General features: G+C 54.8%; 12 protein-coding genes, 1 tRNA gene and 1 pseudogene. 5 read left to right on the forward strand and 9 right to left on the reverse strand.

What is annotated here, in order from left to right; genetic code table 11:
* Nucleotides 1-240 precede the first annotated feature (240 nt).
* From GS611_RS12380 to GS611_RS12405, 6 genes are read right to left on the reverse strand one after another with little or no spacing between them, the layout of a single operon-like run.
* On the reverse strand, nucleotides 241-1,179 hold the full coding sequence (locus GS611_RS12380; RefSeq protein ID WP_171636051.1) for an HAD-IA family hydrolase: 939 nt from the start codon (nucleotides 1,177-1,179) through the stop codon (nucleotides 241-243).
* Nucleotides 1,143-1,958, reverse strand: a complete 816-nt coding sequence (phnE, locus tag GS611_RS12385) for a phosphonate ABC transporter, permease protein PhnE (protein WP_171120783.1) — start codon at nucleotides 1,956-1,958, stop codon at nucleotides 1,143-1,145. Before phnE (GS611_RS12385) ends, GS611_RS12380 begins: the two co-directional genes overlap by 37 nt.
* Nucleotides 1,958-2,773: a phosphonate ABC transporter, permease protein PhnE gene (gene phnE, locus GS611_RS12390; protein WP_171636053.1), complete on the reverse strand. Its 816-nt coding sequence runs from the start codon at nucleotides 2,771-2,773 to the stop codon at nucleotides 1,958-1,960. The genes phnE (GS611_RS12385) and phnE (GS611_RS12390) overlap by 1 nt, the downstream gene beginning before the upstream one ends.
* Nucleotides 2,770-3,564, reverse strand: a complete 795-nt coding sequence (gene phnC / locus GS611_RS12395; protein ID WP_170651922.1) for a phosphonate ABC transporter ATP-binding protein — start codon at nucleotides 3,562-3,564, stop codon at nucleotides 2,770-2,772. The genes phnE (GS611_RS12390) and phnC overlap by 4 nt, the downstream gene beginning before the upstream one ends.
* Before the next feature lie 60 nt (nucleotides 3,565-3,624).
* The gene (gene phnD, locus GS611_RS12400) at nucleotides 3,625-4,599 is read right to left on the reverse strand and encodes a phosphate/phosphite/phosphonate ABC transporter substrate-binding protein (RefSeq protein WP_171636055.1); all 975 of its coding nucleotides are present in this window, start codon (nucleotides 4,597-4,599) and stop codon (nucleotides 3,625-3,627) included.
* A 58-nt stretch (nucleotides 4,600-4,657) separates the two neighbouring features.
* Entirely contained in the window at nucleotides 4,658-5,467 is an 810-nt protein-coding gene (locus GS611_RS12405) for a DeoR/GlpR family DNA-binding transcription regulator (RefSeq protein ID WP_171636057.1), read from the reverse strand.
* A 286-nt stretch (nucleotides 5,468-5,753) separates the two neighbouring features.
* On the opposite strand from GS611_RS12405, the gene GS611_RS12410 reads away from it, so the two are divergent.
* The 5 genes from GS611_RS12410 to GS611_RS12430 are packed head-to-tail and all read left to right on the forward strand — an operon-like array spanning nucleotide 5,754 to nucleotide 11,111.
* Nucleotides 5,754-6,176: an NUDIX hydrolase gene (locus tag GS611_RS12410; protein WP_253285020.1), complete on the forward strand. Its 423-nt coding sequence runs from the start codon at nucleotides 5,754-5,756 to the stop codon at nucleotides 6,174-6,176.
* Between the two features lie 58 nt (nucleotides 6,177-6,234).
* A complete protein-coding gene (locus tag GS611_RS12415) occupies nucleotides 6,235-7,260 on the forward strand; it encodes an ABC transporter substrate-binding protein (RefSeq protein ID WP_171636061.1) in 1,026 nt (341 codons plus the stop codon).
* Entirely contained in the window at nucleotides 7,261-9,477 is a 2,217-nt protein-coding gene (locus GS611_RS12420; protein WP_171636063.1) for an iron ABC transporter permease, read from the forward strand.
* The gene (locus GS611_RS12425) at nucleotides 9,474-10,544 is read left to right on the forward strand and encodes an ABC transporter ATP-binding protein (RefSeq protein WP_171636065.1); all 1,071 of its coding nucleotides are present in this window, start codon (nucleotides 9,474-9,476) and stop codon (nucleotides 10,542-10,544) included. The genes GS611_RS12420 and GS611_RS12425 overlap by 4 nt, the downstream gene beginning before the upstream one ends.
* Nucleotides 10,545-11,111, forward strand: coding sequence for a histidine phosphatase family protein (locus GS611_RS12430; protein WP_171636067.1), 567 nt, complete (start codon nucleotides 10,545-10,547; stop codon nucleotides 11,109-11,111). It begins immediately after the preceding gene.
* 3 nt (nucleotides 11,112-11,114) lie between these two features.
* Here GS611_RS12430 and GS611_RS12435 read toward each other — a convergent pair whose 3' ends face one another.
* From GS611_RS12435 to GS611_RS12445, 3 genes and pseudogenes are all read right to left on the reverse strand, one after another.
* Nucleotides 11,115-11,906, reverse strand: a complete 792-nt coding sequence (locus GS611_RS12435; protein ID WP_171636069.1) for an inositol monophosphatase family protein — start codon at nucleotides 11,904-11,906, stop codon at nucleotides 11,115-11,117.
* A gap of 401 nt (nucleotides 11,907-12,307) precedes the next feature.
* A pseudogene (locus GS611_RS21160) lies at nucleotides 12,308-13,324 on the reverse strand (IS30 family transposase).
* 123 nt (nucleotides 13,325-13,447) lie between these two features.
* Nucleotides 13,448-13,532 (reverse strand) — tRNA-Leu (locus tag GS611_RS12445).
* Nucleotides 13,533-13,871: the final 339 nt, after the last annotated feature.

Consider the following 13,871-nt stretch of genomic DNA (forward strand, 5'->3'; position numbering starts at 1 on the left):
AGCCTTTCAAGGCAGACATGCTCCGTTAAGCCGACGACGGCCTTGCGCATAAAGCGGGCTTTGCACAGGTCGGAATGCGGCCCAAGCCGGACATGAGCTCAGAGCTCAGTTGTTGAGGATGGTTTTCCAAAGCCGCCGTTCACACGCGGCGCTTCATGCACTTCGGCGGCATGTTCGCAACGCAGATTCACCGGATGTTCGAGTTAACAGGAAAACGTATCTAAGCGGAACGCCCTGACATCAAGGCCGGTTTAAAACAAAGTTCGGTGCTATCCCTGCCTTCATGATCGCTGCTTCAACATCATGCCCTGCGAAGAAACCGTATCCCGAGATGAGTGCGGAAGCTATGCCTGCTTCTCGTGCGCCCAGTATGTCGGTGTGAAGGCTGTCGCCAACCATCAGAACCCGGGACTTGTCGATGTGTCCGAGACGTTGGAAAGCAATATCATAGATATTGGCGAAAGGCTTTCCAAAGAACTGAGGGGCGACGCCTGTCCGGTCTGCCAGCCGGTGCGCGTAAAGACCGGGTTCCTTGGAAAAACCGTACTCGCGCGGAGCGACAATGTCAGGGTTGCCGACCAATACCGGGCGGGGACGCTCTTGCAAAGTGGCCTCCAACATGGCTTGTCGCGCTTCAGTCCAAACCGCTGACCCGATCAACAAGAACCCGTCGACGGTTTCGTAGGGCTTCGGGTCATCCTCCAGGTAGGACAGTTTCAGCCCCTCCAGATCGCGAAGGCCGGCACTGGGGGCCGCCATCAATCCCCAATGCAAATCACTTTGGCCGTTCAGTTCAGACAACAACGTGGCCCGGCTGGTGATCACGTCTTGTGGTGCAAAATCGTAACCAAGCCTGTTGTACTTCTTAATAAGAGTTGCGTGGGGAAACCCGGCGGCATTCGACACGACCAGAACACGTTTGCCGGCGGCTGTCAGCGACCTGACCCGATCTGGCGTATCCGGGATCGCCGTATCACCAATATTGAGAACCCCGAAAGCATCGAGGAGGAACACGTCAAACTCATGAGCTATGTCCTCCAGCGTGTCCGCCTGGCGATAGCTCAATTCGGCAGATCTGGTTTGCGGCAGGCGATGTCGCACAGCCTCGTAGGCGTCAAAAGCTTCTTGCACAGAGAAACCGGTCAAATGATGGCCCCTCGTACTTTCGCCGAAACCCATTCACTGATCATAACCGCGACGAGAATGACAATCAGGATCAGGCTGACTTGTGGCCAAGCCAGAACGTTGAGCGAAGCCGACAATTGCAACCCGATACCTCCGGCTCCAACCAGCCCGAGCACCGTGGATTCGCGGATGTTGATATCCCAACGGAAAACAGCAATGCCTGCAAACGCGGGCAGGATTTGCGGTACGATCCCATAGGCCATGACCTGCCAGCGTGAAGCACCGGTTGCCGTGATTGCTTCGACCTGCGTGTGATCAATCTCCTCAATCGCTTCGTAAAGAAGCTTTGCGCAAAACCCGATTGAACGAATGGCGATTGCTATGACACCGGCGAAAACTCCGGGACCAATAATTGCGATCAGAAGAAGCGCCCAGATCAACGAGTTGATAGAGCGAGTCGAGACAATGACCAACAGGGCAATCGGCCGGATGAACAAGGCCGATGGCGTTGTGTTACGGGCCGCCAAAAAGGCGACGGGCACTGCCATGCACAGGGCAATGATTGTTCCCAATGTGGCGATATTTAGCGTGTCCCAAATCGGGCGGCCCAGTTGGGTGATGTACTCCCATTTAGGGGGCGTTGCCCGTGTCCAGATATCATTGGCGATGCGGGGCGCGTCCCAGACGAAAAACCAAGTGGTCGATTCCGAGATCAGCTGCCAGCAGTAAACAAAGATCGCCACGCCCAACAGCCAGCCGAACCAACGAACCAAGCTCTGACCGGTTGTCCGGCGACGCCAGATTTGCGCATCGTCGCGTTCAAGTATCGGCATTATTGAACCCTCGCTCGAATAATTCCCGAAAGGTATTCCAGAGCCATCACGATGCCGATAATCAGAATGAGAATGGCCGCCGCGGTGTCGTATTCATAGCGGTCGAATGCGGTGTTCAAAGTCGCACCAATTCCACCAGCCCCCACAAGCCCGAGGATCGCGCTTTCCCGGAAGTTGATGTCGATCCGATACATGGAAAGGCCCACAAGTCGCGGCATCACTTGCGGCTGAACTCCATAGTTGATCCATTGTGGCCAACGCGCTCCAGAGGCCTTGATCGCCTCGGCCTGAACCTTGTCCATGGCTTCGATATCTTCGGCCAGAAGTTTCGAAAGAAACCCTATGGTGGCGAAGGAAAGCGTCAGAAATCCGGCCAACGGGCCAAAGCCGAAGATCGCCACAAGCAATATGGCAACGATGATCTCTTGCAATGCCCGGCTTATCGCAACAATACCTCGGCAAATCATATAGATTGGCAATGGCGCGATGTTGCGGGCAGCCCCCAGCCCGATCGGGATCGATATCAGGATACCCACGACCGACGCGGCCACTGTCATCACGATACTTTCCAGAAGGCCGCTCCAAATATCTGACCACCGTGAAATGAAGTCTGGGCTGGTGAATGCAAGCACAAACGCCCAACCGCGATCCAGCCCTTCATAGACACGACCCCAATCGACTTCGATGGTCATAAAGGCTGCGATCAGGTAGGCGAGAAATCCAAGGAGCAATGCCCAGCGGAGCACTGGGTTCTTGACAAAGGCAGGCTTACGCCAGCCTTTTCCCAGCATGTCGTCCAGTTCTCGATGGCTCATTCTGCGGCCTCGACATCTTCATCTTCGTCCACTTTTTCGATGGTTGCCTCCCAGTCCTCTTCCCCATAGATCTCGGTCAGCTTCTCAGGGGTAAGGCCGGTGGGAAGCCCATCATACACAATTTCGCCAAAGCGGAGTCCCACAACGCGGGGAACAAACATCTGAGCGAGCGCCACATCATGGATATTGATGATGGCCGCCAATCCGCGTTCCTGACATAACTCGGTGATCAGCCGCATGATTTGACGGCTGGTCTTTGGGTCCAGCGACGCGGTTGGCTCATCAACCAGCAACAGTTTCGGGTTTTGAATCAATGCTCGACAAATGCCCACCCTTTGGCGTTGACCACCAGATAGCTCATCTGCCCGCTTGTCAGCCATGTGTAACAACCCGACCCGATCGAGCAAGCGGAAGGCTTCGTCCACATCCGACTGCGGATACCGCCGCAGGAAACTGCGCCAGAATCCCACGTATCCCAGCCTGCCGGACAATACGTTTTCCATCACCGTGAGGCGTTCGACCAACGCATATTCCTGAAAGATCATACCCATTTCGCGGCGTGCTTTCCGAAGCGCGCCCGATCCGAGCTTGGTCAGGTCAACCTCATCCAGAAGGACACCGCCGCTTGAAGGTTCAACCAAGCGGTTGATGCAACGGATCATGGTCGATTTGCCCGCGCCCGAGGGCCCGATCAACGCCAGAACCTGTCCTTTTGGAACCTCAAGATCGATGGCCTTCAGCGCCTGATCTCCGGTCTTGTATGTTTTCGTCAGCTTTTGAAGACGCAGCATGAAATGCCCCAGATTAGGGTGAACAGCGGGCCCTTTCAGGCCCGCCGGATGAGCCAAAAATTACTGGCAGGCATAAGAGACGCCATTTGCCGCGTCAATTTTACGAATGACGTCCCAGAATTCCTGATAGGTCATCTCAAGGAATTGGCCTTCGTTCGATTTTGAGAACTCCGCCTCCAGTGTCGTGCCTTCCCATTCGAAACTAAAAAACGCATTGCGGATTTTTTCCTGCAACTCGGGCGTCAGGTTGTAAACGGTGCCAAACCCTGTGGTCGGGAAGGTCTGCGACTTGTAGATCGTAACGACATCATCTTCCTTGATCACATCGCGCGAGATCATCCGGGATTTTACCGAATTCGCGATGGATGCCGCCAGGTAATCCTTGTTGGCGACACCCAGGATCGAGTTGTCGTGCTTGCCCGAGTAGACAGGTTCGAAATCGCGTTCGGGCAGAAGATCAAAATCGCTTTTCAGGATCGCCGAGGGCGCTTTGAATCCCGAGTTGGATGTAGGCGATGTGAAAGCCAGTTGTTTCCCCTTGATGTCTTCGACCTTTTCGATGCCCGAACCTGGATAGGTGATGATCTCCATCTCGTAACCAAAATTTCCGTCCTTCGAAGCCATGATCGTGAAGGGGCGGAACCCGGCGCAGTTTACCGCCAGTGGGTTGGAACCGGTGTTGAAGCCTGCAATGTGCAAACGCCCCGAACGCATCGCCTCGATCTGGGCCGCGTTGTTTTGAACAGGGAAAAAGACGACGTCCTTGCCAGTTTCTGCTTTCAAATGGTCAAGAAAATCTGACCACGCGGTTTTGTATACGGCGGGATCTTCAACCGGCGTATAGGCAAAAATCAAAGTGTCGGGATCTATCTGCTCGGAAGGATCTGTGGGGATATCCGCGATCAAATCCCCGTCGGCATCACAAAAACGCTCGTCCAAGTCACCGCGTGGACAATCCTGCGCCGACGCCGTTCCACTTATCGACATGAGCGCGATTGCAGATGCCCCAAGCAATAGTTTGATATCGATCTTCATGTTTTCCTCCCAGTCAAGTGCGGTGCTTTTTATCCGCTGTTAATCAGTCATTTCATATCTACCCGGCGACGAGAACGTCGACCCGGGCGCTTTCAATGGCGTTACGCAATTCTCCTATTGGTTTTTTGTCGGTGATTATTGAATCCAGGTCGTCAAGGTCCCCTACTTGAGACAGGCCTTTCCGGCCGAATTTCCCGGAATCGACAAGAAGGTGCCGTTTCTCGGCTCGCGACATCATTGCCCTCTTTATTGCCGCAAAGCCGCGCACTGTTTCTGAAGGTCCATCGGTCGAAAACCCAGAGGAACCGATCATGCACCTGTCGACGTTGAAACGGGACAGAAACTCCAGCGTTTCGGTTCCGATCGTTGCAGACTCGGTTGCCAAGTATTCCCCCGGGCATAACAGCACTTGTGCAGCCCCATGGCCAAGGGTCATGGCTACGGGAATGGAATTGGTGATTACGGTGCAAGGTGTCCCAATATAAGCCAGTGCACGTGCCATTTCGATTGTGGTCGAGCCGGAATCGATCATGACCGTTTCACCGCTCTGGATCACTTCTGCCGCTGTGGCGCCAATTCGTTCACGCTCCTCAACCTGAGCGTTTGTTCGCTCATCCAAACCCGGATAGTGCCCTTGCGCGGCGGCCGATGCCCCCCCGTGTGCCCGCGCTATCAAGCCATCATTCGACAGAGCATCGAAGTCTCTGCGTACCGTCTCGGTGGAGACGTTGAACCGCTGCGCCAGTTCGTTGATGCGAACGTGCGGGCGCAGCTTCAGTTCCAGCAATATCTGCTGGCGCCGGTCGGATTTCTTTACCCGGCTGTGGTTCTTTTCAGACATTTTGCCGCGCGTTTTAGTTTTGGACATCCGACGACCCGACTAGGTTTCGAAATCCACTTTTGTGGGCTTTCGGTCATAATGCAATATTTTTTGTTGCATAACCCTCGGAAGGTTGTGAGAATTCGGCCGAACACAAGTATTTCGAAGCGCAAAGCAAAGATGCACAGGCTGATCAAATTCAGAATACGAGCCAAGGCAAAGCGTTGACCGGCCAACTTGCCAATGAGACTGCTTCCTTTTGGTTCTTGATCATGTGGCATTGAGAGGCGGCATGAGCGACAGCGAAACGGCAGATCAGATTGCGGCGCTTCCGATGCGCTGGGACAAGGCTGGCAAGTTGCGCGTTCTTATGGTCACTTCGCGGGATACCGGCCGGTGGGTTATCCCGAAAGGATGGCTGATGGACGGCAAAAAACCATGGCAAGCCGCTGAAATCGAAGCGCAAGAAGAAGCAGGCGCCGTCGGCACCATATCGAAACGGCCAATCGGTCATTTTTTCTATGATAAACGATACGAGGGGCAAAGCAGCGTTCGCTGCCGCGTCACCCTTTATCCGATGGTCGTCGAAAAGCTGAAGCGACGCTGGAAGGAAAAAGGTGAACGTACGCGTCACTGGTTTTCACCGGCAAAGGCCGCAAAGTTGGTTCAAGAAAGCGACCTGTCAGATTTGCTGAACAATCTGACAGACAATCCAGAAGTCAAAATTGTCATAAAGAAACTTCGACAGGCTGCATGAGGAAGGGCATGAAAGAACCGGGAAACCCGGACGCATCAAGCTCAAAGGGAGGAAGAAAATGAGTAAATTGATATCCACCACGGTTGGATCGGTGATCGCCCTGGCTGCGTCACTGTCGGCGGCACAGGCCGACAAACTGACATTTTATTGTTCGGCGCAAGAAGACTGGTGCCAACTGATGGCGCGCAGCTTTGAAGATGCGACGGGCATCGACGTCAACATGACCCGGAAGTCGTCAGGGGAAACCTTTGCACAAATACGCGCCGAAAGCTCGAATCCAAAAGGGGACGTTTGGTGGGGCGGTACGGGTGATCCGCATTTGCAGGCCGCCGAAGAGGGCCTGACGATGGAATACATTTCACCAATGCGCGATCAGCTTCATAATTGGGCGATATCCCAGGCAGAAAGCGCGGGTAACAGAACGATCGGCATCTATTCGGGCGCACTTGGCTACGGCTACAATGCCGATCTTATCGCTGCAAACAACCTGCCCGAACCGGCCTGTTGGAAAGACCTGCTGAAGCCCGAATACAAGGGCCACGTTCAGATGGCGAATCCGAACTCATCAGGTACGGCCTATACCACGCTGGCGTCGATGGTGCAGATCTTCGGCGAGGATGAAGGCTTTGAGTTCATGAAGGGCCTGCATTCGAACATCAATCAGTACACCAAATCCGGATCGGCGCCGATCAAGGCCGCCGGTCGCGGCGAGAACACAATTGGTATCGTCTTCATGCATGACGCCGTGAAACAGGCCGTTTCCGGGTTCCCGATCAAGGTCGTCGCGCCATGCGAAGGTACAGGATACGAGATTGGCTCTATGTCGATTATTGACGGAGCCCGCAACGAAGAAGAAGCGAAGAAGTTCTATGATTGGGCTCTTTCGCCCGAAGCTCAGAACCTTGCTTTGCAGGTCAACGCGTTCCAGGTGCCATCGAACAAGAACGCAAAAACTTCGGAGAGCGCGCCAGACATGAGTCAGATCAAGCTGATTGATTATGACTTCAAAAAGTATGGGTCCTCGGACGAACGGAAGCGTCTGTTGCAGAAATGGGACGAAGAAGTTTCCACTCTGCCGCAGTAAATGACTGACCGGACTTCAAAAACGACCCATCCGGTTCTGATCTTTTGGATCACGGCCGGGTGGGTCGGATTCTGCCTGTTGCCCTGGTATATGGTCGACGGCGGCCTTTGGTCGTTCGAGTGGCTTTTGGACGGCTATCCATTCGATGAGGATTACGCCCCCGCTGCATTTTTGATCGGGCAGGGCGAAAAACTTTGGCTCGCGCCGCTCCTGATCGCACTGGCCCTGCCGCTTCTGGTGTTGAAGCGCACCAAATCTGATCCAGTTTACGCCCGCATACTGATCCTGTCAGGGGCGCTTGGCTTTGGCTGGCTGATCGCTCAGGGGTTCAGCATTGGCATCAGAGGTTTCAACTTCAACTGGTTGGAGGCGATGTTTGGCGAACTGGGCGACCGTCAGTTCGGCATGGGCTATGGCGCGATGATATGCGCCTCGAGCTTTCTGTTCCTGCTGACTCAGGGGATCGCGGCAAGGGGTGCCATTAATGGTGACGTCTTTGTCGTAAGCGCCATCGGCGGCGTGATTACAATCGTTACTGCGTTTGTCTTTTTCCCCATCGCCAAGATGCTTTTCGCTGCCTTCATCACCGAAGACGGCGCGTATTCCATCGCAGTTTTCTTCTCAAAGTTTTTCGATGATCGACTGTGGGGCCTGGGGTGTTTTCATGGTGCCCGATGCGGTGCGGCCTGGAACTCACTTTTCCTTGCCATCCTCGTTGGCTTCATCACAACGATCCTCGGCCTATGTTTCGCGTTGGTCGTGACGCGTTCGGGTTTCCGCTACAAGCGCGCGTTGCGCGCTCTGACCGTTCTGCCAATAATCACCCCGCCATTCGTGATCGGCCTGGCGCTGATCCTGCTTTTTGGCCTGTCCGGCTCTGTCACCCGGTTCTTTGCCGAACTGTTCGGCACGCAACCGACACGCTGGCTTTACGGAATGCCGGGCATCCTGATCGCGCAGACACTCGCGTTTACACCAATTGCGTTTCTTGTTCTGATTGGTGTGGTTGAAGGCGTCTCTCCGTCGATGGAAGAAGCGGCGCAAACGCTCCGCGCCAGCAGATGGCAGACATTCAAGACGGTTTCCTTGCCCCTGATGCGGCCTGGTCTTGCGAACGCATTTCTTCTGGGCTTCATCGAAAGCATGGCCGATTTCGGAAACCCGCTTGTATTGGGCGGGAATTTCGACGTGCTTTCGACCGAGATATTCTTTGCCATCGTCGGCGCTCAGTACGATCAAGGCAGGGCTGCGGTTCTGGCCATGGTGCTGCTGTTCTTTACTCTTTCCGCCTTTTACGCGCAGCGTGTCTGGCTGGGGAAGAAAAGCTACACAACCGTCACCGGCAAAGGGGATGCCGGCGTCCATCCACTGATGCCCACTGGCCTTTCTGTTCCGGTACTGCTCGTCGCTCTGGGTTGGGCGCTGTTCACAATTGTTGTCTACGCGATGATCATTTACGGCAGTGTTGTCGAGCTGTGGGGCGTCGATAACTCGCTGACGATCAAACACTATATCACTGCATTCTCGGTCCGCTTCGAAGAAGAGGGTATTCGCTGGACCGGGGCAGCTTGGGACAGTTTCTGGACCACCATAACCATCGCGGCCATTGCTGCCCCGTTGACTGCCGCCGTTGGCCTGGTGACCGCCTATCTGCTGACAAGACAAAGTTTTGCAGGCAAGAACGCTTTCGAATTTGGAACAATGCTGTCCTTCGCCATCCCCGGGACAGTGATCGGCGTCAGCTACATCCTGGCCTTCAACGTTCCGCCGATTGAAATCACGGGTACGGGTGTCATTCTCGTGGTCAGCTTCATCTTCCGCAATATGCCGGTCGGCGTTCGTGCGGGGATCGCGAGCATGTCGCAGCTTGACCGCAGCCTTGATGAATCCTCGCTGACCCTTGGTGCAAACTCGTGGCAGACGTTCCGAAACATCATTCTGCCGCTGTTGCGCCCTGCGATACTTGCCGCGCTTGTATACAGCTTTGTGCGCGCCATGACGGCGATCTCGGCTGTCATCTTTCTGGTCAGTGCAGAATATGACATGGCGACCAGCTACATCATCGGTCGGGTCGAGAACAACGACTATGGCCTTGCGATCGCCTATTCGACGACGCTGATCTTCGTGATGCTCGCGGCGGTCGGCTTATTGCAACTTCTCGTCGGTCGGGTCCAAATTGGCCGACGCACGCAGCACGGAACGGAGACATCGCCATGACCGACACCAAAATCGGTTCCAAGGCTGCCCCGGTACGCTTTGAGAACGTGTCGAAAGTGTTCGGCAAGGATGTCGTCGCTGTCGACAACATCAACCTGAACGTCGAGGCGGGAAAGCTCGTCACACTGCTTGGCCCGTCAGGCTGTGGGAAAACAACGACTCTGCGCATGATTGCCGGGTTGGAAATGGCAAGCTCGGGCAAGATCCTGATCGGAGATCGGGACGTGACCAAATTGCCTGCCACCGACCGTGACGTATCCATGGTGTTCCAGTCATACGCGCTTTTCCCTCACATGAGCGTGCTGGAAAACGTGATGTATGGCCTCACCTTCTCGGGTTTTGCAAAGGATGAAGCCCGCAGCCGCGCTCTGAATGGATTGGAACTTGTTGGTCTTCAGGGGTTCGACAACCGTCTTCCCTCTGAACTGTCGGGGGGTCAACAACAGCGTGTTGCAGTCGCCCGCGCGCTGGTTCTTGAGCCGCAGGTTCTGCTGTTCGACGAGCCGTTGTCCAACCTCGATGCCAAGCTTCGCCGTCAGGTGCGAGAGGATATTCGGGCAATCCAGCAAGAACTTGGTTTGACAGTTGTCTACGTGACCCACGATCAGGAAGAGGCACTGGCGGTCTCGGATGAGATTGTCGTCATGCGCAACGCAGCAATCGCCCAAATGGGCACACCCCGCCAGCTTTACGATGCCCCGAACGACCGATTTGTTGCCGATTTCATAGGCGAGGCAAATCTTTTGGAGTGCCAAATCGTCGAAATTAATGGCGCCACGGCAACGATAGAAATAGAAGGCTACCACCACACGCTACCACGTCGCGGTTTGTCCGAAGGACCTGCGACCATCGCTGTGCGCCCCTCGCGTCTGGTCATCGGCTCAGACCAAGGCATCCCAGCCACGGTGGCCAAGGCGACCTATGTTGGCGTTCGGATGGAATATACGCTGACCGGTGAATTCGGTCAGGTTTTTGCTGTACACGATGACGTCGATACGCCGCTTGATCCCGGCACAAAAACCAAAATGGGCTTTGCTGACAAAGGCCCCGTTCTTTTGCCGGATTAAATGCCGAAACTCATTATCATCTCGCACCCCGAGGTCTCTGTCGATCCAGCCGTCCCGATAACTGAGTGGGGATTGAACGCTGTGGGCCGCAAACGCGCTACCGAATTTGCATCCAGTGAAGTCTTATCCAACGTGACGCAGATATGGACCAGTGGCGAGCGGAAGGCCCGCGAAACAGGTGAGATTCTTGCTGCACCACAAGCGTTACCCGTAAATTGCAACTGGGGTCTTGGTGAGAACGACCGCAGCGCAACCGGTTACTTGCCTCGGGACGATTTCGAGGCCGCCGCCGATGCTTTCTTTGCGCAGCCGGATACGAGCTATCGCGGTTGGGAAACAGCTGTCGAGGCGCAGAGACGCATTCATCGCGCAGTAACAGAGATAATCCAGACGCATGATGCCGGGGATCTTGCAATCACGACACACGGGGCAGTAGGCACATTGCTTTGGTGCGCACTTTCGGATTGTTCGATAGACCGCAAGTATGACCAGCCCTCACAAGGCCATTTCTGGCAGGCTGATCTAGCGACACTCAAACCTGATTCAGGTTGGGTCTCTTTGACTTAGACGTTAAGCGCTCCATGCGTTCTCTGCGATCTCACGTAACGTCTCGAACACATCTGGCGTGCCTGCGATCACGCGCCCACCGTCTCGGATCATCGCATCGGCGTTCTGATCCTCGACAACGCCGCCCGCTTCCGCGACCAGCAATTGCCCAGCCAGACAATCCCAAGCATTCATGTGTTCCTCGACGTAACCCAAAAGGCGTCCGGCAGCGACGTAGGCCAACGAAAGCGCTCCGCTGGCATTTCTGTGAAACATCGCCCCGTGCTCGATCAGATTCTCGATCACGGGTATAACATGACGGCTTTCAATCCGGTTCGAGTATCCTACGGCCACGGTTCCGTCGCGCAAAGGCACTCCTGAAGCGACCCATATCGGTGATCCGTTAAGTGTTGCTGTTTCTCCGCGCGTTGCGACAAAAGTCTCATCCACGCTTGGATCATGGATCACGCCAATCTCCGTTTGGCCGTTGGTGACACCAGCCAGAACAATGGTCCACGCTGGAATACCGTTCACGAAATTCGTGGTTCCATCAATTGGGTCAATAACCCAGTCAAAGCCACTCTCTCCCGCTACCGCGCCATGTTCTTCACCGTAAATGCCATCTTTGGGCCAAGCCTCCGAGATCTTTTGACGAATGAAGGTTTCGACGCTCCTGTCCGCCTCGCTGACCCAGTCCTGAGCGCCTTTTTGATCAACGACAAGATTGACCCGATCTGCAAAGAACTTTTTGGCCATTACCCCAGCCTGCTCGCAGATTTCGGTGGCAAAGTCTCTGCGATCTGAAAGTCGAGACATAGGAGCTCCTTTTTCGGCTGGAGAGTTGCCCAGCAACATTGCAGGCGAGCCAAGGCCAGGCAAGACAGATAGTCTTTTTTGTTTATTTCAGGGGCATTGTTGACTCCGCAAACTTTCAGTTGCTGGTGTATTCCATCTCCCTCGCGCCCAGAGTGCCGGAGCAGGGGATTCTACCGATCAACTATGCTCAAGTAAGACACTCTGCGCCGGTTTCCAGGTTGCGAAGAGGTTTGCTGGCTTTCCGTTTGACGTGGACTTAAAGCGCTTGAACTGTCGAAACATTCAAAAAGCGCAAGAATCTTGAGGTGTTGAAATCAAGGTGAGACGAGACTCAGTCGCTCGATCTCACTCTTACGTACACCGACATCCGAAGACTGTGAGCGATACCTGAACTGCGACTCCTATTGCCTTTGAGGGTAGGGGGCTCGGCCCATTTCTTCCATCATCTTTTCCCGGAACACCTCGGCGGGCGTCTTCCAGCCCAGGCATTTTCTGGGCGTCGCATTGAGGCGGTCACTGATCACCTTCAAGTCATGATCAGTGAGGGCCATAATGTCCCGCTTCCTTGGCGGCCATCTTTGAACGCGGCGGTTGGTGTTTTCGTCCGTGCTTTTCTGCAAGGGTGAGGACGGCTTGCAAAACCAAGTCTGCGTTCCGATCTCGGCCTGCAAATTGGGCCACGAGACAAACTCGGTGCCGCGATCGAAGGTGATGGATTTCCGTACCAGATGGGGCAGGTTGCCCACCGCCTTCATGATCTTGCCCATCACGGGCCTCGTGCGCTTGTTCGGGTTCTTCAGCAGCACCGTAAACCGGCTGACGCGTTCGACCAGTGACGTGACATTTGACTAGCCAAGAGCCTGTTTGAACAGCATCAAATCTCCCTCCCAGTGACCGTACTGACGTCGATGCGCCACGTCATCCGGGCGAAACAGGATGCTGACATCACAGTCAAACTTGGGGGGCTGGCGCTTTCTGGCGCGGCGTGGCCGACGAAACATTCGATGCTCGTGCAGATACCACCAGAGCTCGTCGGCCATGCCTTCTCTGGAATTGATGTAGCGGTAGATCGTTTCCTGACACACGCGTAGCTTTGCGCCTTCATAGATCATTCGGTTGCCGATCTGCTCAGGCGTCCAGCCATTCTTTAGCCGCTCGACGACACGCTTGCGCAACTCGGGATGGCGGATCAGTTTACGTTGCCGGTCGCGCCGATCCGCAGCTTTCCGATGCGCAGACGCGCCGTAGTAGCTATCGCATTTCGGCAGACAAGGATCCGAGAAGAAGTTTCGCTTGATCTCTCGATGGATGGTGGCTTTCGAGCACTTCAACACACGTGCCATTTCTCGAACAGGAACTTCCGCCTGCCTCCGGCGCTGAATTCTACGGCGCTCTTCGATGCTGAGTTGCAAATACACTGTCCTCTCGCCATGACCTCCTCATTAGATAACCCATTGGTTTCTAATAGGCGTCGCACTTGGAAGTAGCGCGCACCCGGGCGCAATTATAATTCGTATAATGATGATTATGGTAAATTCATATGGTGCGGGTGGAGGGACTTGAACCCCCACGCCTTGCGGCGCCAGAACCTAAATCTGGTGCGTCTACCAATTTCGCCACACCCGCAACCAAGCGCGTTTGCGCTGGAATGAAGCGGTCAATAACAAAGCTTGCATCGGAGTGCGAGAGGGAAAATTCGAGGAATAGAAAGTTTGTGACTTGCCGGGCTGCCTGGTTGAAAACTGCAACCTGTTTTCGGCCTGGTTGATACCGCAAGCAACGCAACGGTCGCGAAACCAGAGGCGTCTGAAACCCTACCTGCAACCGGTTTGCAAGCAGCTATATGACGCTGCTTTTCGACTTTTGGTTCTCAGGTTGACGCCTGGCACAATCAAGCCATTAAAAACGCGCTAACGTTGAATAGACGCCAGAACTACAAGTCGGAACTTGTGCCGCCAGACTTGA

The sequence above is a fragment of the Ruegeria sp. HKCCD6119 genome (assembly GCF_013110585.1).
GTDB lineage: Bacteria > Pseudomonadota > Alphaproteobacteria > Rhodobacterales > Rhodobacteraceae > Ruegeria.

What these genes read in the sequence shown, in the direction of transcription:
- phnD (WP_171636055.1), bottom strand. Translation starts at nt 4,599, where the DNA reads ATGAAGATCGATATCAAACTATTGCTTGGGGCATCTGCAATCGCGCTC.
- phnE (WP_171636053.1), bottom strand. Translation starts at nt 2,773, where the DNA reads ATGAGCCATCGAGAACTGGACGACATGCTGGGAAAAGGCTGGCGTAAG.
- GS611_RS12435 (WP_171636069.1), bottom strand. Translation starts at nt 11,906, where the DNA reads ATGTCTCGACTTTCAGATCGCAGAGACTTTGCCACCGAAATCTGCGAG.
- GS611_RS12415 (WP_171636061.1), top strand. Translation starts at nt 6,235, where the DNA reads ATGAGTAAATTGATATCCACCACGGTTGGATCGGTGATCGCCCTGGCT.
- GS611_RS12380 (WP_171636051.1), bottom strand. Translation starts at nt 1,179, where the DNA reads ATGGGTTTCGGCGAAAGTACGAGGGGCCATCATTTGACCGGTTTCTCT.
- GS611_RS12430 (WP_171636067.1), top strand. Translation starts at nt 10,545, where the DNA reads ATGCCGAAACTCATTATCATCTCGCACCCCGAGGTCTCTGTCGATCCA.
- GS611_RS12405 (WP_171636057.1), bottom strand. Translation starts at nt 5,467, where the DNA reads ATGTCCAAAACTAAAACGCGCGGCAAAATGTCTGAAAAGAACCACAGC.
- GS611_RS12420 (WP_171636063.1), top strand. Translation starts at nt 7,261, where the DNA reads ATGACTGACCGGACTTCAAAAACGACCCATCCGGTTCTGATCTTTTGG.
- GS611_RS12410 (WP_253285020.1), top strand. Translation starts at nt 5,754, where the DNA reads ATGCGCTGGGACAAGGCTGGCAAGTTGCGCGTTCTTATGGTCACTTCG.
- GS611_RS12425 (WP_171636065.1), top strand. Translation starts at nt 9,474, where the DNA reads ATGACCGACACCAAAATCGGTTCCAAGGCTGCCCCGGTACGCTTTGAG.
- phnE (WP_171120783.1), bottom strand. Translation starts at nt 1,958, where the DNA reads ATGCCGATACTTGAACGCGACGATGCGCAAATCTGGCGTCGCCGGACA.
- phnC (WP_170651922.1), bottom strand. Translation starts at nt 3,564, where the DNA reads ATGCTGCGTCTTCAAAAGCTGACGAAAACATACAAGACCGGAGATCAG.